Here is a 25,104-nt window from a genome sequence, read left to right as displayed (position 1 = left end):
GTTATTATTGCGAAAAAGGCTATTCTTATGCAAACCCTTGCTCGTCTATTTGGCCAATCTCCATTTGCTCCTTTACAAGCTCATCTGGAAATGGTGGTCTCTTGTGTGGAATACATGCTTCCTATATTCACTGCTCTCCGAGATGGAAGATATGAAGAATTATTAGAAATGGCAAAACTTGTTTCTGATAAAGAGTATCAAGCAGATTGTATAAAAAATGATATGAGGAATCATCTTCCTGCAGGATTATTCATGCCGATATCTCGAGCGGGGATTCTAGAAATTATTTCTATACAAGATAGCATCGCGGATACTGCTGAAGATGTTGCTATCTTATTAACCATCAGACGATTAAACTTTTATCCATCTATGGAAACGCTTTTTTTCCGATTTTTGGAAAAAAATCTAGAAGCTTTTGAGTTAACTATGACATTGCTACATGAATTCAACCAATTGCTTGAAAGTTCATTTGGGGGGAGGAAGGCAGATAAAGCACGCTTGCTTGTAGGGCGTGTGGCTAAATCTGAACATGAATCGGATGTTTTGCAACGAGAACTTATGCAAATATTTTTTTCTGATGATTTTATAATTCCTGAAAAAGAGTTTTATCTTTGGTTACAAGTAATTCGACGCACTGCGGGGATTTCAGATAGTTCTGAAAAGCTCGCACATAGAATTAATATGACCCTAGAAGAAAAGTAATACTCCATGCTTCCATTAATCATTTTTGTCCTTCTATGTGGCTTTTATACTTCTTGGAATATAGGAGCTAATGATGTCGCTAATGCTGTAGGCCCTAGTGTAGGATCTGGGGTATTGACATTGCGACAAGCCGTGGTCATCGCTGCTATCTTTGAGTTTTTTGGTGCTCTCCTTCTTGGAGATCGTGTTGCAGGGACTATAGAAAGTAGTATCGTTTCTGTGACCAATCCTATGATTGCCTCTGGGGACTATATGTACGGCATGACGGCAGCCTTACTAGCAACAGGCGTGTGGTTGCAGCTGGCCTCTTTTTTTGGTTGGCCCGTCTCAACAACGCATTCTATAGTTGGAGCTGTGATTGGCTTTGGATTGGTCCTTGGTAAGGGAACAATCATTTACTGGAATTCCGTAGGCATTATTTTAATTAGCTGGATTCTCTCCCCTTTTATGGGTGGGTGTGTTGCTTACCTGATCTTTTCTTTCATTCGGCGCCATATTTTTTATAAGAATGATCCTGTTCTTGCTATGGTTCGTGTTGCTCCGTTTTTAGCAGCTTTGGTGATCATGACTTTAGGAACCGTGATGATCTCTGGGGGCGTGATCCTTAAGGTTTCTTCAACTCCCTGGGCAGTTAGTGGGGTTCTGGTTTGTGGACTTCTAAGTTATATCATTACGTTTTACTACGTCCATACCAAGCACTGTTCCTACATTTCAGATACACCAAAAAAAGGCAGTCTTACCTATCGTTTGAAAGAACGAGGCGGAAATTATGGAAGAAAGTATCTTGTTGTAGAAAGAATCTTTGCCTACCTACAGATTATCGTAGCTTGCTTTATGGCGTTTGCTCACGGATCTAATGATGTTGCTAATGCCATTGCTCCTGTAGCTGGAGTCTTGCGTCAGGCATATCCTGCTTCCTATACGTCGTATACATTAATTAGGCTCATGGCATTTGGAGGCATAGGCTTGGTCATAGGCCTTGCGATTTGGGGATGGCGTGTTATAGAAACTGTAGGCTGTAAAATTACCGAGTTAACCCCGTCTCGAGGGTTTTCCGTGGGGATGGGCTCAGCATTAACAATTGCTTTAGCTTCTATTTTAGGACTTCCTATATCTACGACACATGTTGTTGTTGGAGCTGTTTTAGGAATAGGTTTAGCACGAGGGATCCGTGCCATTAACTTAAACATTATCAAAGATATTGTACTCTCCTGGTTTATTACGCTTCCTGCAGGAGCTTTATTATCCATACTCTTTTTCTTTGCTTTAAGAGCTTTGTTCCATTAAAAATAAGAAAAATCAAATAGTAGGTTCTTGAGGATATATGGATAAGCTAACAGTACAAGATCTTTCTCCAGAAGAAAAAAAAGTCCTCGTACGTGTAGATTTCAATGTCCCCATGCAAGATGGCAAGATACTCGATGACATTCGTATTCGCAGTGCGATGCCTACAATCAACTATCTACTTAAGAAACATGCTGCAGTGATTTTAATGAGTCATTTAGGGCGACCTAAAGGACAGGGGTTCCAAGAGGAATATTCTCTGCAACCCGTTGTGGATGTTCTCGAAGGATACTTAGGACATCATGTGCCTCTAGCTCCAGATTGTGTGGGTGAGGTTGCACGTCAAGCTGTAGCTCAGCTTTCTCCTGGTCGCGTTTTGCTTCTTGAGAACTTGCGTTTCCATATAGGAGAAGAACATCCAGAAAAAGACCCGACGTTCGCCGCAGAACTCTCTTCCTACGGGGATTTCTATGTCAACGATGCTTTCGGAACTTCGCATAGAAAACATGCTTCAGTCTATGTAGTGCCGCAGGCTTTCCCAGGTAGAGCCGCAGCAGGCCTGCTTATGGAAAAAGAATTGGAATTTTTAGGAAGACATCTATTGACCTCCCCTAAGAGGCCTTTCACTGCCATCCTTGGAGGAGCTAAGATTTCTTCTAAAATTGGAGTTATAGAGGCTCTACTGAATCAAGTAGACTACCTCTTATTAGCTGGAGGTATGGGATTTACTTTCCTACAAGCCTTGGGAAAATCCCTAGGGAACTCTCTTGTGGAGAAATCTGCCTTGGATCTTGCTAGAAATGTATTGAAAATTGCTAAAAGTCGTAATGTTACCATAGTTTTGCCTAGCGATGTGAAAGCAGCCGAAAATCTCCAATCTAAGGAATATTCTGTGATTTCTATAGATCAAGGCATTCCTCCGCATCTTCAAGGCTTTGATATTGGACCTAGAACAACCGAAGAATTTATCCGTATTATAAACCAATCAGCGACTGTGTTTTGGAATGGTCCTGTGGGTGTTTATGAGGTCCCTCCTTTTGACTCTGGATCTATTGCTATAGCGAATGCCTTAGGCAATCACCCTTCAGCTGTTACTGTCGTGGGTGGAGGAGATGCGGCAGCTGTGGTTGCTTTGGCAGGCTGCTCTACAAAAGTTTCCCATGTTTCTACTGGAGGAGGGGCTTCTTTAGAGTTTCTAGAGCAGGGCTTCCTCCCAGGTACAGAAGTTTTATCTCCATCCAAAAGCTAAAGTACTCTTAAATCAACATACTTAAGAATTCGTGTTAAGAGATGTATCTTGTTGTCGTTTAGGTAAACACGATGCATCGCGCTCTTCTTCTCTCTTAACATGGAGAGCTGCGGTGCTTGTCTATGTGTGGGTAACTCTTTCCCCCAGGCTTTGGTCTATCTTTAGGTTGTAATTCTCCAAACCTTAATACATTCCGATTTTTCAAATTTTCACCAGAGGACTCCTCTGGAGATAACTCCCTGAACTTTAGATGTTTTTTATTATAAAAACGTCTTTTTTCTCTTAGAAATAGAATAGTTATATTTTCTAATTGCGAATTAATTTTATTTAAAATGTTTATAGATAAATTAATTTAATTCTTAAAATTAAGTAATAAAGAAAAATAAAAATAGAAAATTATAATGTCTGTTAATCCATCAGGAAATTCCAAGAACGATCTCTGGATTACGGGAGCTCATGATCAGCATCCCGATGTTAAAGAATCCGGGGTTACAAGTGCTAACCTAGGAAGTCATAGAGTGACTGCCTCAGGAGGACGCCAAGGGTTATTAGCACGAATCAAAGAAGCAGTAACCGGGTTTTTTAGTCGGATGAGCTTCTTCAGATCGGGAGCTCCAAGAGGTAGCCAACAACCCTCTGCTCCATCTGCAGATACTGTACGTAGCCCGTTGCCGGGAGGGGATGCTCGCGCTACCGAGGGAGCTGGTAGGAACTTAATTAAAAAAGGGTACCAACCAGGGATGAAAGTCACTATCCCACAGGTTCCTGGAGGAGGGGCCCAACGTTCATCAGGTAGCACGACACTAAAGCCTACGCGTCCGGCACCCCCACCTCCTAAAACGGGTGGAACTAATGCAAAACGTCCGGCAACGCACGGGAAGGGTCCAGCACCCCAGCCTCCTAAAACAGGTGGGACCAATGCTAAGCGCGCAGCAACGCATGGGAAAGGTCCAGCACCTCAACCTCCTAAGGGCATTTTGAAACAGCCCGGGCAGTCTGGGACTTCAGGAAAGAAGCGTGTCAGCTGGTCTGACGAAGATTAAATGTAGCCACTAAGGTTTTCCTTTAAAAGGCGGTGAACAAGAGAACCACTCAGGCCTGTCTCTCTAAGAGATTGGCGGGGTGCTTTCTCTCTATTGGGCTTGGGTATTACGGAACTTACAGAGGTAGTACGCACATTCTACGTCTTAGTAAGCGATCTTTATAGTTTAGTGGTTTTTGTAATAGTTAATTATTAATTAATTTAAAAAAGTTTATACATAATTATTTTCTTTTTAAAATTAATTAAATTTAAAAAAGAAAAATAAATAGAGAATTGCAATGGGAATCAATCCTTCGGGTAATAGATCACCAGATGATGTATGGGTTAGAGGAGCTCAAGGCGATAGCTCCAGTACCCAAGGTACAGGAGCTACAAACTCAAATCTTGGTGCTCACAACGTAACTACATCAACCTCACAGCCGCAAGTTGCTTCTAAAGCAAAGCAGTTATGGCAGACGGTAAGGGAGTTCTTTTTAGGGAAGAAATCACCCGATTCTTCTCAGGGTGCTTCGGGACCTGCAATGCAAAGTCCTTCAGGACCTACAATACGGCCTACGCGTCCGGCACCTCCACCTCCTACAACGGGTGGGGCTAATGCGAAACGTCCCGCAACGCATGGGAAAGGTCGAGCACCTCAACCTCCTACGGCGGGGTCTTCTTCAGGATCAGAGCAACCTACTGCCATGAGTTCTGAAGTCGCTAAACTTGTGAGTGAATTAAAAGATGCAGTCCATAGTCATGCGGAGTCTCAAAAAGTACTTAAAAAGGTATCTCAAGAGCTACAAACAAAGTGGACGGATTGGGAAAATAATAGGGGTCCAGACTATCTTTTGCATGGTTATCGTGTCATTGCTCGAGCTTTGCAGCAAACATACACAGAACAATCTATGCTTATCGAAGGGACTTTATCTACAGGACCAGTTCCGCAAGCAGTGACTGTAGCTAAGGATGCTGTAACTCAGACAGTTAGAGGCGCAATTAAGAATTTAGAAAATCCTAAGCCAGGTAATGATCCTGATGGTGTACTCATGCAAGTGGTTATAAGCTTAGGTATCGAAGGACCTACATTAGACCCAGGAGAATCTATCCAAAACTTTTTAGAAACTAGGGTTTCGGATTTCGGTGGAGATGATAGCGACATAGATTATACAAGTGATATAGCTCGATTAGGGTCAGCTTTAGATCGGGTACGCGAAAATCATCCTAATGAGATGCCTAGAATATGGATAGCATTAGCACGAGAACTCGGTGCGGCTGTACACTCTCATGCTACTTCCGTCCGAATCGCAAATGCAGGAAAGAATCACACTCGTGACGTTGTGCGAATGGCCAATGAGTCGAGTAGACTACTTCAAGGTATGAAAGTGTTATCGGTCGGAGCTTGGGCGAATACAATGACAGTTTTAATCGGGGATCTTTTTGAATAAAAAAGGCAGAAGCATTGTTGTGGAGTAGTTAATCGATGGGAACTCCTATATCTGGCAATGATGGTGACCGTAATACGATATCAGATCCTTTAGAAGAAAGTGCCGCAGAAGAGGGGGATTCAGATTTAGAGGATCGGGTATCGGAAAGTGCTACCCAAGTGATAGAAACCATAGCGGATACGGGGATCCCAGAAGCAACTCCATCTGAAGGTACGAATAGTGATTTAAATAGCGACCTTGTAGATAGAGTAGAATATGAAGCTCGCGGAAGCCTGTTAACTACGATGCTTGCGCGGATTCGTAAAGCAGTATCGCAGATTTGGATGCATGTTAAAACAAAACGCCATCCAAAAGAACAGGGAGTGCGTTCCTTGGGGGACATCCCTTGTGATCTTCTCAAAGCAACGCGACTCCCTAAAGAAACTGCGGAACCTCCATACTTTTATGCTTTAGAAACAGCACTAGCTTCATGCCGAAGCTTTTTCTTTCATGTATTTTTAAGGCTATTCACTCTTTTACGTCGTCAACACCCAGAGGCTCCTTTAGACCTTTGTGGTACAGATCCTATAAGTCCAGAAGCTGCAGTTGCATTTGCTTTAATCTTACGTTCTTGCTGCAAGTGGGTAGCTACGGACGCAGTTCAAGAAGGACTGCCTTTAGAAGTCATCGAAGAGGCAGGAATGTATAATGCGTTTTCTTTAGAAGCTACAACAACAGTAGAAGAAGTCTCCAAAAGGCTCTCCGAACTATTATACTCAGACAAACGTATTGATGGGTTAGCTAACGTCCGTGGGATTACTAAGATAATTACCTCTCCTTATTTAGGAGCTGGGCAATGCGTCAGCGTTGTTGACAACCTAAAAACATATGATCTTGGTCGTAACTATACTCAGGTACTTGCCTGTGCCTCCCAAATTGATGAGTTTGCCGATAAAGGAGAGAACGAAGCTCTCGTTATGAAAGACATCCTCTATTTAGTACGTCAAGATCGTAGCAAAGAGCTCGGAGACTTTTTAATGATGTGGTCAGAAGAGCACGCCTCAGAAGTAAACTATGATGTCGTTCTCGCTATCTTAGAAGTAAATCTCCCTATCTTAGAAGAAGACTATCGCTCGCATCCCCTAGCATATCAGAAGAAATTAAACTATGTGATCTGTCAGTTTTTCTGTAGCGAGCGTCTGACATCAATAGAGCCCAAAGACTAGTATTCAGGACTTTTTAATAAAAGTTCTCATTGTTAACGATTGCCTATAGTAACTTCAGGAAATAAATATGATGAAATAATATTTCTCCTGAAGAATAAAACATAGAAAAGCTCTAAGTACCACTATCTATGATTTTAGATTTTCAATTTTCTATAGGATATTATTTACGGGTTCTTGAACTAGCAATTAGGGATGGCACGCGCATACTCGCATATGACAGAAAACGACTTCTCTTAGATGCATGGCCGGTCAATGACCCCTTACCTACCAACTATGATACAAGCGTATCCACGATTCGTCAGGTAATTCACGAGCTCTTTTCCTGGTCAGCAATTTCTTATTCGATATCGAGTCGACTTTTAGCAATTATTGAATTGCGTTTGCATGAAGAAAAACCCCAAACAGGATGGCTCTACCGGCTGTTCTTCCCCTCCAAGTATCACATCAAAAAAGCCATTGTAGACAAACTATGTATGTTTAAGTCTTTGATTCTTTTTGAGTCCAAGCGTCCTGTCGATAAAATTGTGCAAGCTGCAAATAAGGTGTTCTCTAAAGGGAAAAGTAATTTTTCCTCATGGGAAGATTTTACTCATGAGGTTACGGTATCAGAAGTTCAGACGCCTCTGGCTGGAGAGGTGCAAAGAAGATTGGCAGCAGATGCCTCTCTACAAATGATCATAGAAGCGTTAACCACATTACTTGAAGGGCATACGGCGTATCTTCCCTTAAGTTTAGAATTGCTCAACCAGTTTATAGGAGAAAAAGCGCAACCCCTAAAAACATTATCAGAAAAGAGCTACGTATTGTTACGCGAGCTGATCCAGCTTTTTTCTTTGAGTGCCGAGGATTTCCAAACGATTATTATGAGTATTATCTCAGATTCTCTATCTGAGGTATTGGCAAACTCTCTTATTGGGAACCAGCCTTTAACATTTCATGGGAAGACTTTTGTAGGTCTATGGCAAGAGACTGCCCTAGCCTCCCCTGAAGATTCTAAATTAGCCCTGGGCTTTCTTGCAGAAGTATTGCGGAAAGTCATCGTAGAAAAGAAACTCCATGTATCTAAGTCCGACAATACCACTCCTGAGGAGGTGGGGAATATTTATAGTATTCGAGACCAAAATCCCGCCCTGTGGGATAAAATGATTACCATGTTACTTATGCGTTGGTTGTTAGACTATGATAGAGATATCGGTATAGCCTTAAGAAAAGCAGCGGAATACTATAATCCGCATCCTTCTTTTTGGAGACAATTCTTGAGATTATGGCAACGTCGTCCGTAATGCATATTTTTTACTATACTGATGGCTCTCTTTATTTTGTCTTCTGTAAGATTTTCCAAGCAAAATAGGTGATGACGAGGTATACTCTATGTCACTATGGTTCCTTTTCGTCAGCATCATGCTTATCAGCTGTTAAAACAGCTACACACGTCTGCAATTTCAGAAGCAGATAGAGTTTCGTACTATTTTAAACAAAACCGTTCTTTGGGGTCTAAGGATCGTCAGTGGATTCAAAATATTATTTTTAATATTTTGCGTCATCGCCGTCTTCTTGAAACTTTAATTCTTGATTCGGGAGAACAAGTAACTCCAGAAGCTCTCGTTGCGAAAGTAAACGAAGGGGTTCTAGAGAACTTGGACAGTTACAGCGCTATTCCCTGGCCTGTGCGTTACTCTATATCTGATGATCTTGCGCACTTCTTAGTTCAAGATTATGGAGAAGAACAGGCCGAGGAGATCGCCAAGATTTGGTTAACGGAAGCTCCGATTACGATTCGTGTGAATACAGATAAAATCTCCGTCAAAGAACTCCAAGAGAAGTTAGAATATCCAAGTTCTCCTGGAGAGCTTCCTGAGGCATTGCACTTTTCCAAACGTCATCCCTTACAATCTACAGAAGCATTTCGTCGTGGGTTTTTCGAAATCCAAGATGAAAACTCTCAGAGAATTTCTCAGGGCATTTCCCTAACAGATAAAGATATCGTCTTGGATTTTTGTGCAGGAGCAGGCGGGAAAAGCCTTATCTTTGCGCAGAAAGCAAAACATGTTGTGATCAATGACAGTCGTAAAGCTATTTTGCAAACTGCAAAGCATCGTTTATTACGTGCTGGAGCTAGGAATTTTTCTTTAGCGGATCAATTACGTTTAGGATCCTTTTCTGTAGTTATCGTAGACGCTCCTTGTTCTGGAACGGGAGTTTTCCGACGACATCCCGAACATAAGTGGCAATTTTCTAAGAAATTGTTGTTGAACTATGTGCGAGTGCAAAAGAGCATCTTAAAACAAGCAAGTGCTTATGTGGGACCTCGGGGACGACTTGTCTACATTACCTGTTCTCTTTTAAAAGAAGAAAATGAGGCTCATGTTGCCTACATGCACTCTTTAGGTTGGAAAGAAGTCCACAGAAAAACGCTTCCCTTACAAGTAGGTAAGGGCGACGCATTTTTTACTTCTCATTTTCAAAAAATCTAGAATAGAGGCGCTGTAGAGCGCCCGAATCTTTCAAAAGAAATCAAACATTACCGTTCCCTAAAGTAACGATAAGAAGCTCTATCTTTGGTATGCAGAGTTTTAAACTGCTACTTTAAAGTGGCAATCTTTTCTTGTAAGACTAAAAAAGAGACCCGATCACGGATGGTTGCTTCTAAGAAACTTCCAAAACGATCCTGTTCCCCTGAAAATTGTTGGAATTGCATTAAGATAAACATTAAGTGACGGGGATTATCCCAAACTTCTTCTCGGTTTAAGGCAATAGACACTTGCTTAAGGAAACAGTGGTATGCTTTTCCTTCTGTAGATTTTCCCTAAGAGTTCCAAGACAATAAAAAAGAGAGGAGAGAATCCTTTTTAGGAAAGGATATCTGAGCATAACTTGAAGAAGTACAAGTGAAGACAAGTAAACAGCAAAGTAATGTGCGCACAAGGGATTCTTGTTGGATTGAAAAGCGCAAATCTTACATAAACCTTTGGTTTTTTATAAATTAAAAGAAAAAGTTAGATTTTAGAATAGTGTTTTAAATTTTTATACTTGCGGTGCTTGCGGATGCGAAAATACATGAGCAGCATGGTTATAGACATATAGGTTCTATACGATGTGAAGACACGTTTCATATAGAGTTTCCAAGGCTTGATAGTGCGCTCAAAACGACAAGGGGCATAGAAAGGCTGGGAAGAAATTTTCTTGCCTTCATCGTCATAAAAAACCCAATGACCAAGAAGATCTCCTTGTTCAATAGGGAAGGCGTCCGCATGTGCAATAAAAGATACAGAAAGAGGTTCGCGATCTTCGGAGGCATAGAAGTCATAGTAGAGTCCCTCAGGAAGAGGGCAAGAAAGCTTCCCAAGATTCGCTATTTCTAATTGGAGACAGTCGGAGGGGGGGACGAGCTCTTTTCTTAATAGCGGCTCGTTAAATACCGTTTCACATAGAGCAATGACATCTTGGTAGAGATCACTCACAGGACCCGAATAGCCCGTTGCGATCGTTACCAAGAGGCGGTTATTTTTTTCAGCAGCCATAATTAGATTTTTCCCTGCAGTCTTGGTGGTCCCTGTTTTCCCTCCTAAAGCTGGGGGATAGTGGTAGGTAGACCCAGGAAGAAGCAATTTGTTTGTTGGGGATAGGATCCGTTCGCCATGCAGGTTTGTAGCCCCTATTTTATAGCTTGTCGTGGAGATGACCCCTCGAAATGGAGGTTCTTTCAGAGCGCAACGCATGATGCTAATAAGATCACGGGTTGTAGTATAGTGATTCGGATGATGTAACCCATGGGGATTATTAAAATGGGTATGAGTGCAGCCGATTTCTTCTTTTAAGAAGAAGTTCAGCTTATCCATAAACTTCTCTACAGATCCGCAACATGCCATAGCTAAGACATTCGCAGCATCATTAGCAGAACAGACCAGTAAGGCGTGGAACAGGTCCCACCCTAAAAGCTCTTCTCGAAGATGGAGCTGTATTGTAGATCCATCAGTTTCTAACCAGTGGGGAGGACTACGATATCCTGATTGTTTTTTTGCTTGCGGAGTGATGGAAGCGATCGCATCTTGTTTGACTTTGATGAGAGTATCGAGGACTGTGGGATAGTGCTTTAGGATAAAGAGGGCAGTTGCGATTTTCGTCATGCTGGCAGGATAGATTACAGCATCTATGTCTTTATCATAGAATACCTTCCCAGAGTCGGCATGGACAACAGCAGCCGTAGCTCCACGTACTTCTGGGAAAGAGAGTCCTGCATGTAAAGATAACGATGCACAAGATCCGTAGAAGATGATGCATAGATAGGTAAAAAAAGGTCTTTTCATATGCGGACTTTTGATTGTTTATTACTTACGTTATTAGGAAATTCAACAGAATAGAAAGGACTTGACGGCTCTGAAAATAAAGAATTACCATAAATCAGAGGAAATATACTATGAGTTTAGATTTTTTCGAGGAGTTCTATCATCAGTCAATACTCAATACAGGGACGTCCTTCCCCGAAGGATACTTAAATATTGCAGAAATACTCTCTTATCCTCATTGCACTGATGCTAACACTGACTTTCTCTGTAGCCAGTCTGACAACGATTTTATTATTGCAGAATCTAAAGATAAACTCACATTATTTAACGCTGATTTTGCTATTTGGCTCGTTCCTGAGCTTGTTCAAGGACAGGCAGTCACTCGGGGATATATTGCGGTTTCCCAAGGAGAAGGAAACTATGAACCAGAAATGGCTTTCGAAGCCTCTGGACAATACAATCAGTCGTCGCTGATTCTCGAAGCCCTGCAGTTATATCTTAAGGATATTAAAGATACTGAAAATGCTCTGCGTTCTTTCCGCTTTAATAACGATCACTAGGTTTAGGAATGTTGGCCATTGAGCATTTTTAAATGCACAATATTGCAATGATCTTCACGAGCATAAAGAAACTCGTCCACAGAACTTTTAGCCAGAAAAATCCCTAAGCCCCCGAGTTTACGCTGTTCTAAGGGAAGATCTTCCTGAATGTTGATTGAAACAGCAAGAGGATTGAAAGAAGGTCCATGGTCTTTAATCACAACTTCTAAGTCTCCTCTATGGGAGATGCAAGAAATCGCAATCGTTCCTGGAGAATTTTCGCCCTGATAAGCATAAGAAATGATATTGACGAGAAGCTCCTCACAAGCAAGCTCGAGCTTTAACAACTTCTCTTGGGGGCACTTAGATTGTTTTCCTGCACGTTTGATTAAGTCCAACATGCTATGAAGTTCACTAAGTACTGCAGGAAAAACGGTTTCTCCTTCAAAAAAGGTCATAGTATACCTGTTGAGCAATCGTCTCGGCTAGGCGTATAGATAGTATACGGCGAGCACTTTTTATGGCTTCACTATGCATTTCAAATTGGCCTAAAGCAAATTCATGAGCGTTTGCTGTTCCTAAGTCAGGCTCAAAGTCAAAGTCTACAGACTCTCGAGCAACACATTGGTCTATAAGGACTTCTTGAGTGTCATTATTGATAAGCTGTACTTTTGCAGATAGTGATAGTCTGCCTTCATTAGAGACTATAAAATGCCTGTGAGTCTTATCTCCGAGTTTATTTGGGGCATACGTAAAACCTATATTCTTGTCAATACCATTCAGAAGCTCTACTTTAAGAGTATAGCCTGCGCAAGAACTCCTTCCAGAGATAGCAAAAGAACGCTTACTAAGCTCATAAGTTAGAGCTGAGCAGAGCTGACCATGAGGATCTTCTTTTATGGGAGCAATGAAAATTCTTTCCTGTAATAAAGACTTACCTAAAGACGATAAGTGATACGGGCTGTTTAAAATAGAGTAACCACAGCATGACGAAAGTGCTAGAGAAAAAAAAAGATAAATCGTGCCTAAAGAAAACAATCTCATATTGATTTCTATCTTAGGAAGTATGCTTAGATATTCTATCTAGACGCTTTTGACATTTAGCCACTAATAAAGTGTCTGGGTAGTTTGTAATCGCAGTGCGGTAATAGATATTCGCAGCCTCGGCTTTTTTCTTCTTCTCATAGAAACGACCTGTGGCATACAAACCTCGAGCATAATGTTCCCGCATAGCTCCAACATTAGCAGAAACAACCTCATTCAGAGGATGGTTAGGATGCTGCTTTTTCATTGCCTCTTCATTAAGCTTTGCAAAATGAAGATATTGAAGATTGTGAGGCTCTTTCTTAGCTTGCTGTAAATAGATTTCCGATAAACGTACAAAGGCCTCTGAAGATAAAATATGTAGAGGAAATTGTAACGTGAGTTTTTTTAAGGTTTTGGTGGCTTCTGTAAGATCGTTTTTTACAATAAGTAACGCAGCTTTACTATAGAGGGCCTGAGCTCCTAAGTCTTTACTAGGAAACGCTGTTAGAATCTCGTCATAAATGCGTAGCGCATCTTCATCAGCATTCATTAGTTTTGGGAAGCCCTCTAATCGACAAATCCGTTTACGCTTCCCTTGAGCAAATCTTTGAGCAATCGCATATTTCATCTGGAACAACTCTTCAGAGTACTCCGCATCAGGAAGTTGTAAGTAAGATGCAAATGCCTTGTCTGCTAAATCTGGGTGATCCTGCGTGAAGTAACAGACTCCTATAAGATACTGTGCTTGATTACGCAAGATGTCCCTAGGGAAGTGATGCGTAATGATTCCAAAGCATAGTAAAGCTTTTCTGAAATTTCCTTTTTTTAAGAATTCCTGTCCCTGAGAAAAATATTCTTCAGCAGAGTGCTGAGGCTCAAAACGCTGGGTGGAAAGCTTTCCTGAAAAGGGCTCAAAAGAAACAGGTTTTGCATCGCACCCCGTAGATACGAGAACAAGAAGAAGTGGAACGTATAATAGAAATTTCATAATTAGACGGGGGCTTACAACAACAAAACGCCATCATAAAAAAGAAAAACAGAATTTGTCAAATGCCTTGTTTTTGTTTTATTTATAACTTGTTATTTTTTTATTTGATAAAACATTTCTTTATTGTGTAAAATACAAAAAAGGTACTTTATGAAGAAGTTAATTCTATATTTTGCTGCTTTTGTTGCTTCTCTTTTTTGTGGTGTTTTTTTGTGGGATCGAGTTCCTTGTGCACAAAAAATTATGCGGCTTGCTGCTGACCATAGCTCAGAAGTATTTTCTAAGAGCTGCCGCTTTGTACGAAAAATCTCAGGATTTGAAGAGTTACAAGTTTTTGAACGTCACGTCTCTCCAGAACAGGCGTTGGCATTGTTCCCAGAATATCGTGATGGCAAGTCTTTTGTAGAGCTCGCCTTCATCCCACATACCCTTATGCACGTACGCTTCTCTAAAGAAGAACCTGTCAAAAAGCATATTATCAGCCAAGAGGGAGAAATCCTTTGGAGCTTAGTTAATGGTGAGATGGTATTGCATACAGGGACTTGGACATGCTCTAAGGGATTTCGAGAGTGCCTCCTTTTGCACGCTGGTAAGCAAGATATGCGGGTGATACAAACGCTAGCTACCTTAGGGGGAACCACATCCCGGGAATCCTTAGCCCAAGCCTTAGCCCTAAAGAATATCCGTGCAGAGCGAGTAATTAAGGAATGTCAGAAGAAAAAACTGATCTTTGCCTCCGGGAATCAAATAGGAACGCACTTCCAACAGTTCCAGCCTATCCGAGGGTGTACAACAACACTCAATAACAATCCTGTGTGGTTGCAAAAACCACGTCACGCAGCCGTGTTCCCTGCGCAGTATTCCGAAGATCGTGTGCGTCATTTAGTGAAGATGATCTTTGGAGATAATTTTTTAATTGTACGTAGCTCGATGGTCTATGTACCTGTCTATAAGATCTCCCTAGTTTCTGCAGATAATAGTGTCCGTGTTGAATACATCAACGCAGTCACGGGAAAATCTTTTCAAGATCTATAGATAGATAGGCATGCCCTCATGTCTTTGAGAACTTCAAGCATGCAACCTAGCGTCTAGAAAATCTCAAACAGTAATTACACGCACAGGAAGGTCTGCAGTCACAAGTTCTTGACGGAGTTCTTCAATATCTTCACAAACGAAATACGCGTCGTCAGGAGACATCGAGGCAACTCTTTCGTTATCTTGAGTAAAAACTAAAACTAATGTCCGTGAGCCAGGGTGCTTTTGCACAATCTTCTTTAAGATACATAGATGACTATGACGGAGTTCATTGAGATCTAAAGATAGAGTCACAGGAGCTAAAGCTTGTGTATGCCCATTCTCATTAGGCTTATTCCCTTTAGCTTTAGTTTCTTTGCCAGAGGTTGACATTGTAAATGACATTTTTTGCACCTGATTTTTTATTCTATCAAAAGCTTGATCACACTCATAAATGATGTTTTCATTAACAATAGAAAGATCTTTCATCCAGCGACAAGAAATACGTAGAGAATCACTGCGCTTATCTAAAACAAGAATAGCATAGATAAGACGATCTTCTTCTAGAAGTTCTTGTTGTTCTTCATACATATCTGGCCAGATCGGCAGTTCATAAGAATCGATGCCATCACTAACACGAAGGACAGCAAACTTCTTTTGCGCTTTTGATGAAATTTTAGTCGTTACTTTATCAATAATAAACACGGTGCGGACTACAGAACCATGCGGGAGATTTTCAAATTCTCCAGCAAGAACTACAGAAAGACGAGAAAGATGATCTCGCACGGTATCCATAGGGTGCTCTGTAAGGTAAATCCCTAAGAGCTCTTTTTCTTTTTTTAAAAGTTCTTTCTTAGAGCGAGTCGGAATGTCTTTAGGAAGACAAATGGGGACTTCATTTTTTCGATCCATAGCTCCTAAAGTAAAGAACGTCATCACACCAGATGCAGCCTCTTTCTTGTCTTTGGCAATAGCTTCATAGAGGGGCTCTACAGAGGCTAACAGCAAATCTCGGTTAGAATCAAAGCAATCAAAACAACCCGCATCGATTAAACTTTCTATACTTTTTTTCGAAACTTTTTTTAAATCAGACCTCTGGATAAAGTCGCGGATGCTCTCATAAGGACCATGATGATCTCTCTCTTCTACAATGCTCTCAATTAAACCACGCCCAATCCCTTTAATAGCTCCCATCGCAAAGCGTATGCCTTCATCAGTAGCTACAAAGTGATTGCTAGAGACATTGATATGAGGAGGAAGAATCGGAATGCCCATACTCTGAGCTTCTCGAATCAGTTTTCCTATCTTCTCAATATCGTCAGAATCACAGGTAAGTAAGGCCGCAAGCCACTCTTTAGGATAATTTGCTTTGAGATACGCCGTTGTATAAGTAATCAAGCCATAGGCAGCAGCATGAGATTTGTTAAAGCCGTAGGCAGCAAATTTTTCCATCTTATCAAAGATGACAGTCGCTAACTCAGGATCTATGCCGTTATTGCAGGCGCGTTTACAGAACTTTTCGCGCTCCTGCTCCATCTGTTGGAAGTCTTTCTTCCCCATGGCACGTCGTAATACATCACCTTCTCCAAGAGAATAACTAGCTAATGCACCAGCAATCTGCATGACTTGCTCTTGGTAGACCATAATTCCATAGGTTTCCTTAAGAATGGATTCCATAAGGGGATGGTCGTATTCTATAATTTCTTTGCCATGCTTGCGGTTAATAAAAGAAGGAATCATATCCATAGGGCCTGGGCGGTATAAAGCACCCATAGCAATGATTTCCTCAAAGAGGTCAGGGCGTAGGTTTTTTGCTAATTCTTGCATCCCCTTGGATTCCATTTGAAATATCCCCATAGTCTTTCCCTGATGTAAAAGAGAAAATGTGGTGGCATCATCCAAAGGCAGTGTCGCCATAGCTAGCGATTGTCCTGTTTTCTTTTCAATTGCAGACATTGCAATATTGATACTGGTTAAAGTCTTGAGCCCTAATAAGTCGACTTTAAGCATTCCAACACTCTCCACGGGTTTCATAGAGTATTGTGTTGTAATCATTGTGGAGTCTTTAGAAATACAAATCGGAATGTGATTGGTCAGCTGGTCTCCACAGATAATCACACCAGCAGCATGAACCCCTGTATTCCGTATGGAGCCTTCTAAGCAAAGCGCCATATCAATCACTTGTGCAGATTCGGCATCGTTAATATAGAGCTGATGTAGGTCAGGATCTGTTTCTAAAGCTTTAGACAACGTAGTATTTAAATCTGGAATATGTTTCGCAATGTGGTTCACTTTAGATAAGGCCATGTCTAAAGTTCTTCCCACATCTTTGACAGCCATTTTGGCTTTCATAGTTCCAAAAGTAATGATTTGAGCTACATTATCTTTGCCATGACGCTCAATTGCATAATTAATGACACGTTCACGTCCTGCCATGCAAATATCGATGTCAATATCTGGGTAAGACAAACGCTCAGGATTGATAAATCTCTCAAAGAATAAATCAAATCGTATGGGCTCGATTTCTGTGATCCCTAACAAAAATAGTAATACGGATCCAGCTCCTGAACCTCTTCCAGGGCCTACAGGAATGCCATTTGCTTTGGCCCAATGAATAATGTCCCAAACAATCAAAAGATAGTCACACATTCCTTTAGGAATGATGATGGCCATCTCCATGTCCATCCTTTCTTTGACAATATCGATAGGGTCCCGATGTGGAAATTTCTTAGCAATATGAGCAAGAACTTCAGAAGAGTATTTCTTAGGCAAAGCTTCTTCAGCTAGCTGTTTTAAGAAGACTGCAGAAGCTTGATAACGGTCTTCCTCCGTGTAGCTGTTTAAGGTTTTTAAAGATTCAGGGACATAGATAGGGTAGTGTTTCTTGGAAAAATCAAAAGTAAAATCACACCGTTTGGCAACTTCTAATGTGTTGGAAATGACCTCAGGAATATCTTTAAATAACTCTGCCATTTGCGCAGGGGATTTAAAATAGTACTCGCGACTGCGATAGACCTTTCGTTTAGGATTGGGGATATGAGTATTCTGTTTCGCAATCCGCACAGTCTCCCCAGATTGGACATTCAACAGGATTTCATGAGCTTGCCAATCGTTTGCATTGATGTAATGGATGTCATTCGTAGCTACAGTAGGAATGCCTAAGCGCTTACTTGCTTCTAACACTGCAGTATTGACTTTGATCTGTTTTTCAATGAGAGAGTAATATTCTTGCTTTAACCATTCCTCTTTAAAGCCTGCAATGCTCTCTTCGGACATCTTGTGTAGTTGTACTTCTGTGAAATAATCATCTTTGAATAGGTCTTGAAACCATTGCAATTCAAGAAGCAGAGCTTCCGGAGATTTTAAGGCAGCATCTGAAACAGAACTAGATAAACAACCAGATAAACAGATTAAGCCTTCAGAGTACTGTCTCAAAAGATCCTTGTCTATCCGAGGAAAGTAATAGAAACCCTCAGTAAATGCTAGGGAGGTTAAAATACAAAGGTTGCGGTACCCTTGTTCATTTTTACATAATAAAATGAGATGGTGTGCTGCACGACTACGCTTCTCTTTTTTCTTATCGAAACGTGATCCTGGAGCAATATAACACTCGCAACCAATGATGGGTTGGATCCCTTTTTGAGTGCATTCTTTATAGAAATCAACAGCTCCATAAAGATTCCCATGGTCTGTTAGAGCCAGAGCGGGAATTCCAAATTCCTGACCTTTCGCAACGAAATCTTTGATGGAGCTCATTGCATCAAGAACAGAGTATTGAGAATGACAGTGAAGGGGTATCCAGGTCAAAAAAAATCCTCAAGAACGGCTAGGCTTTACTACGAGTGTTTTTCTCCGTAGCGTTCCAAGTTGGTAAAAAGAGCAATAAAGCTATGGATGCACAGGCTAAGAGAGCAATGAAAAACCCTTTCCACCCCCAAACATCAGTAACCTTTCCTAAAGGATACCCTGCAAAGGTAGCTCCAAAATAAGCGAACCATCCAGTAAATCCGCTAGCAGTACCAGCAGCTTTTTTATGAGAGAGTTCTGCTGCTGCTAGACCGATCATCATTTGAGGGCCGTATAAGAAAAAACCAATAACGAAAAGTAAGGTTCCGTCCACCCACCACTGATTATGACTACGTGAAAACCACATGCCTAAAATAGCAAACAGCAAACCTAAAGAGAAGAGGACGTTCATAGGCCCACGATTGCCCTTAGAAATCTTATCAGATAACCAACCAGCAACTAGCATGCCGAATAAACCACCAATCTCAAATAGAGATACGCAAAAATTGGCTTTCACTGCCGCATAATGTTTTGTCTCAATAAGGAATAAAGCGCTCCAATCGTTGACTGCCATTCGTACTATATAAATAAAGAACGAGGCAGCAGCTAAAAACCAAAGCCACTGATTTGTAAGGACATAGGTAAAAAGAATTTCTCTAGTGGATAGCTCGCGTTCGATTTCCTCAGTTCCTTCTGAGGCTGATTTGCCCTCGTGATGTGCGTGATGGGGATCACGCTTGTACTTCTCTATAGGAGGTAGCCCTAAGGACTGAGGCGTGTCTCGTAAACGATTAATTAAAACTAAACCCATTCCAATACAAAGAATGCCTGGAACATACATGGCTCCCCGCCATCCACTATAATCAATAATGAATCCTGTGAGAATAGGAATAAGTGCTCCCCCAATATTGTGGGAGGTACTCCACACACTCCACCAAGTGCCCCGTTCTGATTTCGCATACCAGTGGGTGAGTAGACGAGCACATGGAGGCCAGCCCCACCCTTGGAACCATCCGTTTAGTCCCCACCAAAGAGCAAATAATACAATAGAGGATGACATCCCGAAAAAGATGTTAGTGAGCCCTGTAATCATCAATCCTATAGCCATGAAATATCTAGGATTGGATTGGTCGGACATGACTCCGCTAACAAACTTACTGATTCCATAAGAAAAATATAAGGTACTTCCTATGATCCCTAATTGCGCTTTATCAAAACCCAAATCAGCAATTAGCGTGGGCATCGCAAAGGTAAAGCTTTTTCTTGTGAAATAATAGAAAATGTAGCCGATGAACATGCTATAGAAAATACGAATACGCCAGTATTTGTATTTTTTCTTGACCACTTCTTGGTCTTCAATTTCTTTAATGTGCTTTGGAGGTTGGAAAAATTTAGTCCAAACGTTCATCTTTCAATTTCCATGTGTAAAATCTTTTTCACTGAGATGAAATGCGAAGAAAAGCCTACTTTACCATATCAAGGATGAAAAAACAAGGAGGGAATCGTTTCAGGTTGCGAGAGTAAAGATGCATTAGTAGAGTGTTTTTCTTGGTTATTTTTAATTAAATAAGAAATACTAAAACAGCGTATTTTTACTGCTCCAGATTTGAAAGTCTCATCGTGACATAATTAACTTTGGGAGGCGCATGCAATGAAAAAATTGATTGCTTTGATAGGGATATTTCTTGTTCCAATAAAAGGAAATACCAATAAGGAACACGACGCTCACGCGACTGTTTTAAAAGCGGCCAGAGCAAAGTATAATTTGTTCTTTGTTCAGGATGTTTTCCCTGTACACGAAGTTATCGAGCCTATTTCTCCCGATTGCCTGGTACATTATGAAGGGTGGGTTTGATTGTTGAATGAAGGGATGTAAACTATAACAAGTTCCAGGTTATAACGATCTAGAAAAAAGCAAAATTATCTTTTGTTTTCGTCTGTAAACATGCTTCTTAATAAAGAATTTTAAGAATAGTTTATAGCATTCATAGGGCGCGGTTTTTCTCCAATACTTAGTTACAAAAACCATAAGCTAGCATATAATTATGGTCGTGCGCGTAGCGCGCTCCTGGATTATCTCTAGCAAGGTCGTGCGAAATGCCCTTCATTAAAAAGAGGGTAGATTCGAGTGTGAATATGACTTAGGCTTAGGCAGGAGTCACTAAGCTCCAGATATTCCATTATCTAAAAAAGTAATCATTTTGAGCGAAGACATCACGTGACTGTAACTCTCCCCAAAGGGGTCTTTGATATATTTCCTTATCTTGCAGATGCTAAACAATTGTGGCGTCACACTTCACTTTGGCATAGTGTTGAGAAGGCAATTCATACCGTTTGCATGCTTTATGGATTTTGTGAAATTCGTACTCCTATTTTTGAAAAATCAGAAGTGTTTTTACATGTAGGGGAAGAAAGTGATGTTGTTAAAAAAGAAGTCTATTCGTTTTTAGATAGAAAAGGTCGTTCCATGACTTTGCGTCCCGAAGGGACTGCCGCTGTTGTCCGTTCTTTTCTTGAACACGGGGCCTCTCATCGAAGTGATAATAAGTTCTATTATATTCTTCCCATGTTTCGCTACGAACGTCAGCAAGCGGGTAGATATCGTCAACACCATCAGTTCGGTGTTGAGGCTATTGGTGTGCGTCACCCTCTAAGAGATGCAGAAGTTCTCGCTTTGCTTTGGGATTTCTACTCTCGTGTCGGTTTGCAACATATGCAAATTCAACTCAATTTCTTAGGAGGAAGTGAGACAAGATTTCGATACGATAAGGTTCTACGCGCTTATTTGAAAGAGTCCATGGGAGAATTATCGGCATTAAGCCAGCAGAGATTTTCAACGAATGTTTTGCGTATTTTGGATTCAAAGGAGCCTGAAGATCAAGAAATTATCCGTCAAGCGCCCCCGATTCTAGACTATGTTTCTGATGAAGATCTTAAGTATTTTAATGAAATTTTAGACGCTTTGAGAGTTTTAGAAATCCCATATGCTATCAATCCTCGTTTAGTGCGTGGTTTGGATTATTATTCAGACTTAGTCTTTGAAGCGACTACCACATTCCAAGAGGTCTCTTATGCCTTAGGGGGAGGCGGGCGCTATGACGGCTTGATTTCAGCTTTTGGAGGAGCTTCTCTTCCTGCCTGTGGTTTCGGTGTTGGCCTTGAAAGAGCGATTCAAACGTTATTAGCTCAAAAGCGTATTGAGCCACAGTTCCCTCATAAACTGCGTTTGATTCCAATGGAACCAGATGCGGATCAGTTTTGTTTGGAATGGTCGCAACATTTGCGACGGTTAGGAATCCCTACGGAAGTCGATTGGTCTCATAAAAAAGTAAAAGGAGCTCTAAAAGCAGCGAGTACAGAACAGGTTTCTTTCGTTTGCTTAATCGGTGAGCGAGAGTTAATTTCTCAACAGTTAGTTATTAAAAATATGTCTCTGCGTAAAGAATTCTTTGGAACAAAAGAAGAAGTAGAGCAAAGGTTGTTATATGAAATACAGAACACACCGTTGTAATGAACTCACAAGTAATCATATAGGTGAGAATGTTCAATTGGCAGGATGGGTGCACCGTTATCGTAATCATGGGGGTGTTGTCTTCATAGATTTGCGAGATCGTTTTGGTATTACTCAAATTGTGTGCCGTGAAGATGAGCAACCAGAACTGCACCAACGTTTGGATGCTGTGCGTTCTGAATGGGTTCTTTCTGTACGAGGGAAAGTATGTCCACGTCTTGCAGGAATGGAAAATCCTAACTTAGCAACAGGACATATTGAAGTTGAAGTTGCAAGCTTTGAAGTGCTATCCAAGTCGCAAAATCTCCCTTTTTCCATTGCCGATGACCACATCAATGTGAATGAGGAGCTGCGTTTAGAGTATCGTTATCTAGATATGCGTCGCGGGGATATTATTGAGAAGTTGCTTTGTCGTCATCAGGTCATGCTTGCTTGCCGCAACTTTATGGATGCTCAAGGATTCACAGAAATCGTGACCCCTGTATTAGGAAAATCCACTCCTGAAGGTGCTAGAGATTATCTTGTTCCCTCTAGAATCTATCCTGGAAAATTTTATGCTCTACCGCAATCACCACAACTTTTTAAGCAGCTTTTAATGGTTGGAGGCTTGGATCGTTATTTCCAAATCGCCACGTGCTTTAGAGACGAAGATTTGCGAGCAGATCGTCAACCTGAATTTGCTCAAATAGATATTGAAATGAGCTTTGGGGATACCCAGGACCTACTTCCCATTATAGAACAATTGGTCGCAACACTGTTTGCTACGCAAGGTATAGAGATTCCTTTGCCTTTGGCTAAAATGACCTATCAAGAAGCTAAGGATTCCTATGGTACAGATAAACCAGATTTAAGATTCGATCTTAAATTAAAAGATTGTCGAGACTATGCAAAACGTTCCTCATTCTCTATTTTCTTAGATCAGTTGGCTCACGGAGGTACGATCAAAGGTTTTTGTGTTCCAGGTGGGGCTACTATGTCCCGCAAGCAACTCGATGGTTATACCGAGTTTGTAAAGCGTTATGGGGCTATGGGGCTTGTCTGGATTAAAAATCAAGAGGGGAAAGTTGCTTCCAATATTGCTAAATTTATGGATGAAGAGGTTTTCCACGAACTCTTTGCTTATTTTGATGCCAAAGATCAGGATATTTTGCTCTTGATAGCAGCTCCTGAATCAGTAGCGAATCAGTCTCTCGATCATCTGCGTAGATTGATCGCAAAAGAGCGCGAATTGTATAGCGACAATCAATATAACTTTGTTTGGATTACAGATTTCCCTCTTTTCTCTTTAGAAGATGGAAAAATTGTGGCGGAACACCATCCGTTTACAGCACCTTTGGAGGAGGATATTCCTCTGTTAGAAACAGATCCTCTAGCAGTGCGTTCGTCAAGCTATGACTTGGTTTTAAATGGATATGAAATTGCTTCGGGATCTCAAAGAATTCATAACCCAGACTTGCAAAGTCAAATATTTACTATTTTAAAAATAAGTCCTGAGAGCATCCAAGAAAAATTTGGATTCTTTATCAAAGCTTTGAGTTTTGGAACCCCACCTCATCTAGGGATTGCCTTAGGGTTAGATCGATTGGTTATGGTTTTAACAGCAGCAGAGAGCATTCGCGAGGTCATCGCGTTTCCTAAAACACAGAAAGCATCGGATCTTATGATGAATGCTCCCTCAGAAATTATGTCTTCCCAATTAAAAGAGCTAAGTATTAAGGTAGCTTTTTGATATAAGTTGTAATTGCTTCGGGCATGTAGCATAGTCGTTGCCTTAAGATCAAAGATAGGAGAAGGAAAATGAACAGACGGTGGAATTTAGTTTTAGCAACAGTAGCTCTGGCACTCTCCGTCGCTTCTTGTGACGTACGGTCTAAGGATAAAGACAAGGATCAGGGGTCGTTAGTGGAATATAAAGATAACAAAGATACCAATGACATAGAATTATCTGATAATCAAAAGTTATCCAGAACATTTGGTCATTTATTAGCACGCCAATTACGCAAGTCAGAAGATATGTTTTTTGATATTGCAGAAGTGGCTAAGGGGTTGCAGGCGGAATTGGTTTGTAAAAGTGCTCCTTTAACAGAAACAGAGTATGAAGAAAAAATGGCTGAAGTACAGAAGTTGGTTTTTGAAAAAAAATCAAAAGAAAATCTTTCATTGGCAGAAAAATTCTTAAAAGAAAATAGCAAGAACGCTGGTGTTGTTGAAGTGCAACCAAGTAAATTGCAATACAAAATTATTAAAGAAGGTGCAGGGAAAGCAATTTCAGGTAAACCTTCAGCTCTATTGCACTACAAGGGTTCCTTCATCAATGGCCAAGTATTTAGCAGTTCAGAAGGCAACAATGAGCCTATCTTGCTTCCTCTAGGCCAAACAATTCCTGGTTTTGCTTTAGGTATGCAGGGCATGAAAGAAGGAGAAACTCGAGTTCTCTACATCCATCCTGATCTTGCTTACGGAACCGCAGGACAACTTCCTCCAAACTCTTTATTAATTTTTGAAATTAACTTGATTCAGGCTTCAGCAGATGAAGTTGCTGCTGTACCCCAAGAAGGAAATCAAGGTGAATGAGAGTAGTTCTTCATTGTCCTGATATTCCACAGAATACTGGAAATATAGGTAGAACTTGTGTAGCCCTAGGCGCCGAACTCATTTTGGTTCGGCCCTTGGGCTTTTCTTTAGCCGATAAATTTGTCAAACGTGCAGGGATGGACTACTGGGACAAACTCCAATTGACAGTAGTGGATTCTATAGAAGAAGCACTACATGATGTCCCTGAAGATCAGATTTTTTGTCTTTCTACCAAAGGTTCAGCATCTTATACTGAATTTTCCTTGCCATCTTCAGGCACCTACGTCTTTGGATCTGAATCCAAAGGTCTTCCAAAAGAGATCTTAAAAAAATATTATAAAAATTGCCTGCGCATTCCCATGCAACAAGACATCCGTTCTCTAAATTTAGCTACCAGTGTAGGGATCGTTTTATATGAAGTGGTAAGGCAGAAAACCGTAGCATTGCAAAAGAATCCTACGGTTTAATATT

General features: G+C 40.9%; 22 protein-coding genes. 15 read left to right on the top strand and 7 right to left on the bottom strand.

Annotated elements, in window-relative coordinates:
* Positions 1-27: 27 nt before the first annotated feature.
* From CPB_RS03485 to CPB_RS03450, 8 genes are all read left to right on the top strand, one after another.
* Positions 28-702, top strand: coding sequence for a TIGR00153 family protein (locus CPB_RS03485; RefSeq protein WP_010883319.1), 675 nt, complete (start codon positions 28-30; stop codon positions 700-702).
* Between the two features lie 6 nt (positions 703-708).
* Positions 709-1,989 (top strand): inorganic phosphate transporter, encoded by a 1,281-nt coding sequence (locus tag CPB_RS03480; protein ID WP_010883318.1) that lies wholly within the window; start codon positions 709-711, stop codon positions 1,987-1,989.
* A gap of 37 nt (positions 1,990-2,026) precedes the next feature.
* Entirely contained in the window at positions 2,027-3,235 is a 1,209-nt protein-coding gene (locus CPB_RS03475; RefSeq protein WP_010883317.1) for a phosphoglycerate kinase, read from the top strand.
* Between the two features lie 401 nt (positions 3,236-3,636).
* Entirely contained in the window at positions 3,637-4,278 is a 642-nt protein-coding gene (locus CPB_RS03470; protein ID WP_010883316.1) for a hypothetical protein, read from the top strand.
* A 277-nt stretch (positions 4,279-4,555) separates the two neighbouring features.
* Positions 4,556-5,704, top strand: a complete 1,149-nt coding sequence (gene semD / locus CPB_RS03465; protein ID WP_011126204.1) for a SemD/SinC family type III secretion system effector — start codon at positions 4,556-4,558, stop codon at positions 5,702-5,704.
* Between the two features lie 35 nt (positions 5,705-5,739).
* Positions 5,740-6,909 (top strand): TmeB family type III secretion system effector, encoded by a 1,170-nt coding sequence (locus tag CPB_RS03460; protein WP_010883314.1) that lies wholly within the window; start codon positions 5,740-5,742, stop codon positions 6,907-6,909.
* A gap of 128 nt (positions 6,910-7,037) precedes the next feature.
* The gene (locus CPB_RS03455) at positions 7,038-8,192 is read left to right on the top strand and encodes a hypothetical protein (protein WP_010883313.1); all 1,155 of its coding nucleotides are present in this window, start codon (positions 7,038-7,040) and stop codon (positions 8,190-8,192) included.
* A gap of 96 nt (positions 8,193-8,288) precedes the next feature.
* Entirely contained in the window at positions 8,289-9,383 is a 1,095-nt protein-coding gene (locus CPB_RS03450; RefSeq protein WP_010883312.1) for an RsmB/NOP family class I SAM-dependent RNA methyltransferase, read from the top strand.
* A 107-nt stretch (positions 9,384-9,490) separates the two neighbouring features.
* Here CPB_RS03450 and CPB_RS03445 read toward each other — a convergent pair whose 3' ends face one another.
* Positions 9,491-9,670: a hypothetical protein gene (locus CPB_RS03445; RefSeq protein WP_011126203.1), complete on the bottom strand. Its 180-nt coding sequence runs from the start codon at positions 9,668-9,670 to the stop codon at positions 9,491-9,493.
* Between the two features lie 235 nt (positions 9,671-9,905).
* Positions 9,906-11,216: a D-alanyl-D-alanine carboxypeptidase family protein gene (locus tag CPB_RS03440; RefSeq protein WP_010883310.1), complete on the bottom strand. Its 1,311-nt coding sequence runs from the start codon at positions 11,214-11,216 to the stop codon at positions 9,906-9,908.
* 110 nt (positions 11,217-11,326) lie between these two features.
* On the opposite strand from CPB_RS03440, the gene CPB_RS03435 reads away from it, so the two are divergent.
* Positions 11,327-11,755 (top strand): hypothetical protein, encoded by a 429-nt coding sequence (locus CPB_RS03435; RefSeq protein WP_010883309.1) that lies wholly within the window; start codon positions 11,327-11,329, stop codon positions 11,753-11,755.
* A 2-nt stretch (positions 11,756-11,757) separates the two neighbouring features.
* On the opposite strand, the gene CPB_RS03430 is transcribed toward CPB_RS03435, so the two are convergent.
* The 3 genes from CPB_RS03430 to CPB_RS03420 are packed head-to-tail and all read right to left on the bottom strand — an operon-like array spanning position 11,758 to position 13,748.
* The gene (locus CPB_RS03430; RefSeq protein WP_010883308.1) at positions 11,758-12,192 is read right to left on the bottom strand and encodes an ATP-binding protein; all 435 of its coding nucleotides are present in this window, start codon (positions 12,190-12,192) and stop codon (positions 11,758-11,760) included.
* Positions 12,179-12,778, bottom strand: coding sequence for an LPS assembly lipoprotein LptE (locus CPB_RS03425; RefSeq protein ID WP_010883307.1), 600 nt, complete (start codon positions 12,776-12,778; stop codon positions 12,179-12,181). The genes CPB_RS03430 and CPB_RS03425 overlap by 14 nt, the downstream gene beginning before the upstream one ends.
* A 13-nt stretch (positions 12,779-12,791) precedes the next feature.
* A complete protein-coding gene (locus CPB_RS03420; RefSeq protein WP_010883306.1) occupies positions 12,792-13,748 on the bottom strand; it encodes a tetratricopeptide repeat protein in 957 nt (318 codons plus the stop codon).
* A gap of 150 nt (positions 13,749-13,898) precedes the next feature.
* On the opposite strand from CPB_RS03420, the gene CPB_RS03415 reads away from it, so the two are divergent.
* Positions 13,899-14,783: a hypothetical protein gene (locus CPB_RS03415; protein ID WP_010883305.1), complete on the top strand. Its 885-nt coding sequence runs from the start codon at positions 13,899-13,901 to the stop codon at positions 14,781-14,783.
* A 63-nt stretch (positions 14,784-14,846) separates the two neighbouring features.
* Here CPB_RS03415 and dnaE read toward each other — a convergent pair whose 3' ends face one another.
* Positions 14,847-18,569: a DNA polymerase III subunit alpha gene (dnaE, locus tag CPB_RS03410; protein WP_010883304.1), complete on the bottom strand. Its 3,723-nt coding sequence runs from the start codon at positions 18,567-18,569 to the stop codon at positions 14,847-14,849.
* 19 nt (positions 18,570-18,588) lie between these two features.
* Positions 18,589-19,956 (bottom strand): MFS transporter, encoded by a 1,368-nt coding sequence (locus CPB_RS03405; protein WP_010883303.1) that lies wholly within the window; start codon positions 19,954-19,956, stop codon positions 18,589-18,591.
* A 243-nt stretch (positions 19,957-20,199) separates the two neighbouring features.
* Here CPB_RS03405 and CPB_RS03400 point away from each other — a divergent pair, with 243 nt between their 5' ends.
* The 5 genes from CPB_RS03400 (at position 20,200) to CPB_RS03380 (ending at position 25,100) form a co-directional block, all read left to right on the top strand.
* Positions 20,200-20,403, top strand: a complete 204-nt coding sequence (locus CPB_RS03400; RefSeq protein WP_010883302.1) for a hypothetical protein — start codon at positions 20,200-20,202, stop codon at positions 20,401-20,403.
* 363 nt (positions 20,404-20,766) lie between these two features.
* Positions 20,767-22,059 carry a histidine--tRNA ligase gene (hisS, locus tag CPB_RS03395; RefSeq protein WP_010883301.1) on the top strand — a complete coding sequence of 431 codons (1,293 nt, stop codon included), beginning with the start codon at positions 20,767-20,769 and terminating at the stop codon, positions 22,057-22,059.
* The gene (gene aspS / locus CPB_RS03390; RefSeq protein WP_010883300.1) at positions 22,034-23,788 is read left to right on the top strand and encodes an aspartate--tRNA ligase; all 1,755 of its coding nucleotides are present in this window, start codon (positions 22,034-22,036) and stop codon (positions 23,786-23,788) included. Before hisS ends, aspS begins: the two co-directional genes overlap by 26 nt.
* A 68-nt stretch (positions 23,789-23,856) precedes the next feature.
* Positions 23,857-24,633 carry an FKBP-type peptidyl-prolyl cis-trans isomerase gene (locus CPB_RS03385; protein ID WP_010883299.1) on the top strand — a complete coding sequence of 259 codons (777 nt, stop codon included), beginning with the start codon at positions 23,857-23,859 and terminating at the stop codon, positions 24,631-24,633.
* Positions 24,630-25,100: a tRNA (cytidine(34)-2'-O)-methyltransferase gene (locus CPB_RS03380; protein ID WP_010883298.1), complete on the top strand. Its 471-nt coding sequence runs from the start codon at positions 24,630-24,632 to the stop codon at positions 25,098-25,100. Before CPB_RS03385 ends, CPB_RS03380 begins: the two co-directional genes overlap by 4 nt.
* Positions 25,101-25,104 lie beyond the last annotated feature (4 nt).

This window comes from Chlamydia pneumoniae TW-183 (assembly GCF_000007205.1).
Classification (GTDB): domain Bacteria; phylum Chlamydiota; class Chlamydiia; order Chlamydiales; family Chlamydiaceae; genus Chlamydia; species Chlamydia pneumoniae.
Note: the sequence above shows the minus strand (reverse complement) of the source record. Positions and strands in the feature narration are given on the sequence as shown.

Excerpts from the sequence above, each read along its gene's own strand:
- CPB_RS03425 (WP_010883307.1), bottom strand. The coding sequence starts at position 12,778 with ATGAGATTGTTTTCTTTAGGCACGATTTATCTTTTTTTTTCTCTAGCA.
- CPB_RS03475 (WP_010883317.1), top strand. The coding sequence starts at position 2,027 with ATGGATAAGCTAACAGTACAAGATCTTTCTCCAGAAGAAAAAAAAGTC.
- CPB_RS03385 (WP_010883299.1), top strand. The coding sequence starts at position 23,857 with ATGAACAGACGGTGGAATTTAGTTTTAGCAACAGTAGCTCTGGCACTC.
- CPB_RS03420 (WP_010883306.1), bottom strand. The coding sequence starts at position 13,748 with ATGAAATTTCTATTATACGTTCCACTTCTTCTTGTTCTCGTATCTACG.
- CPB_RS03485 (WP_010883319.1), top strand. The coding sequence starts at position 28 with ATGCAAACCCTTGCTCGTCTATTTGGCCAATCTCCATTTGCTCCTTTA.
- CPB_RS03435 (WP_010883309.1), top strand. The coding sequence starts at position 11,327 with ATGAGTTTAGATTTTTTCGAGGAGTTCTATCATCAGTCAATACTCAAT.
- CPB_RS03455 (WP_010883313.1), top strand. The coding sequence starts at position 7,038 with ATGATTTTAGATTTTCAATTTTCTATAGGATATTATTTACGGGTTCTT.
- CPB_RS03480 (WP_010883318.1), top strand. The coding sequence starts at position 709 with ATGCTTCCATTAATCATTTTTGTCCTTCTATGTGGCTTTTATACTTCT.
- CPB_RS03405 (WP_010883303.1), bottom strand. The coding sequence starts at position 19,956 with ATGAACGTTTGGACTAAATTTTTCCAACCTCCAAAGCACATTAAAGAA.
- CPB_RS03415 (WP_010883305.1), top strand. The coding sequence starts at position 13,899 with ATGAAGAAGTTAATTCTATATTTTGCTGCTTTTGTTGCTTCTCTTTTT.
- CPB_RS03440 (WP_010883310.1), bottom strand. The coding sequence starts at position 11,216 with ATGAAAAGACCTTTTTTTACCTATCTATGCATCATCTTCTACGGATCT.
- CPB_RS03380 (WP_010883298.1), top strand. The coding sequence starts at position 24,630 with ATGAGAGTAGTTCTTCATTGTCCTGATATTCCACAGAATACTGGAAAT.
- CPB_RS03470 (WP_010883316.1), top strand. The coding sequence starts at position 3,637 with ATGTCTGTTAATCCATCAGGAAATTCCAAGAACGATCTCTGGATTACG.
- aspS (WP_010883300.1), top strand. The coding sequence starts at position 22,034 with ATGAAATACAGAACACACCGTTGTAATGAACTCACAAGTAATCATATA.
- CPB_RS03460 (WP_010883314.1), top strand. The coding sequence starts at position 5,740 with ATGGGAACTCCTATATCTGGCAATGATGGTGACCGTAATACGATATCA.
- CPB_RS03450 (WP_010883312.1), top strand. The coding sequence starts at position 8,289 with ATGGTTCCTTTTCGTCAGCATCATGCTTATCAGCTGTTAAAACAGCTA.
- CPB_RS03430 (WP_010883308.1), bottom strand. The coding sequence starts at position 12,192 with ATGACCTTTTTTGAAGGAGAAACCGTTTTTCCTGCAGTACTTAGTGAA.
- semD (WP_011126204.1), top strand. The coding sequence starts at position 4,556 with ATGGGAATCAATCCTTCGGGTAATAGATCACCAGATGATGTATGGGTT.
- CPB_RS03400 (WP_010883302.1), top strand. The coding sequence starts at position 20,200 with ATGAAAAAATTGATTGCTTTGATAGGGATATTTCTTGTTCCAATAAAA.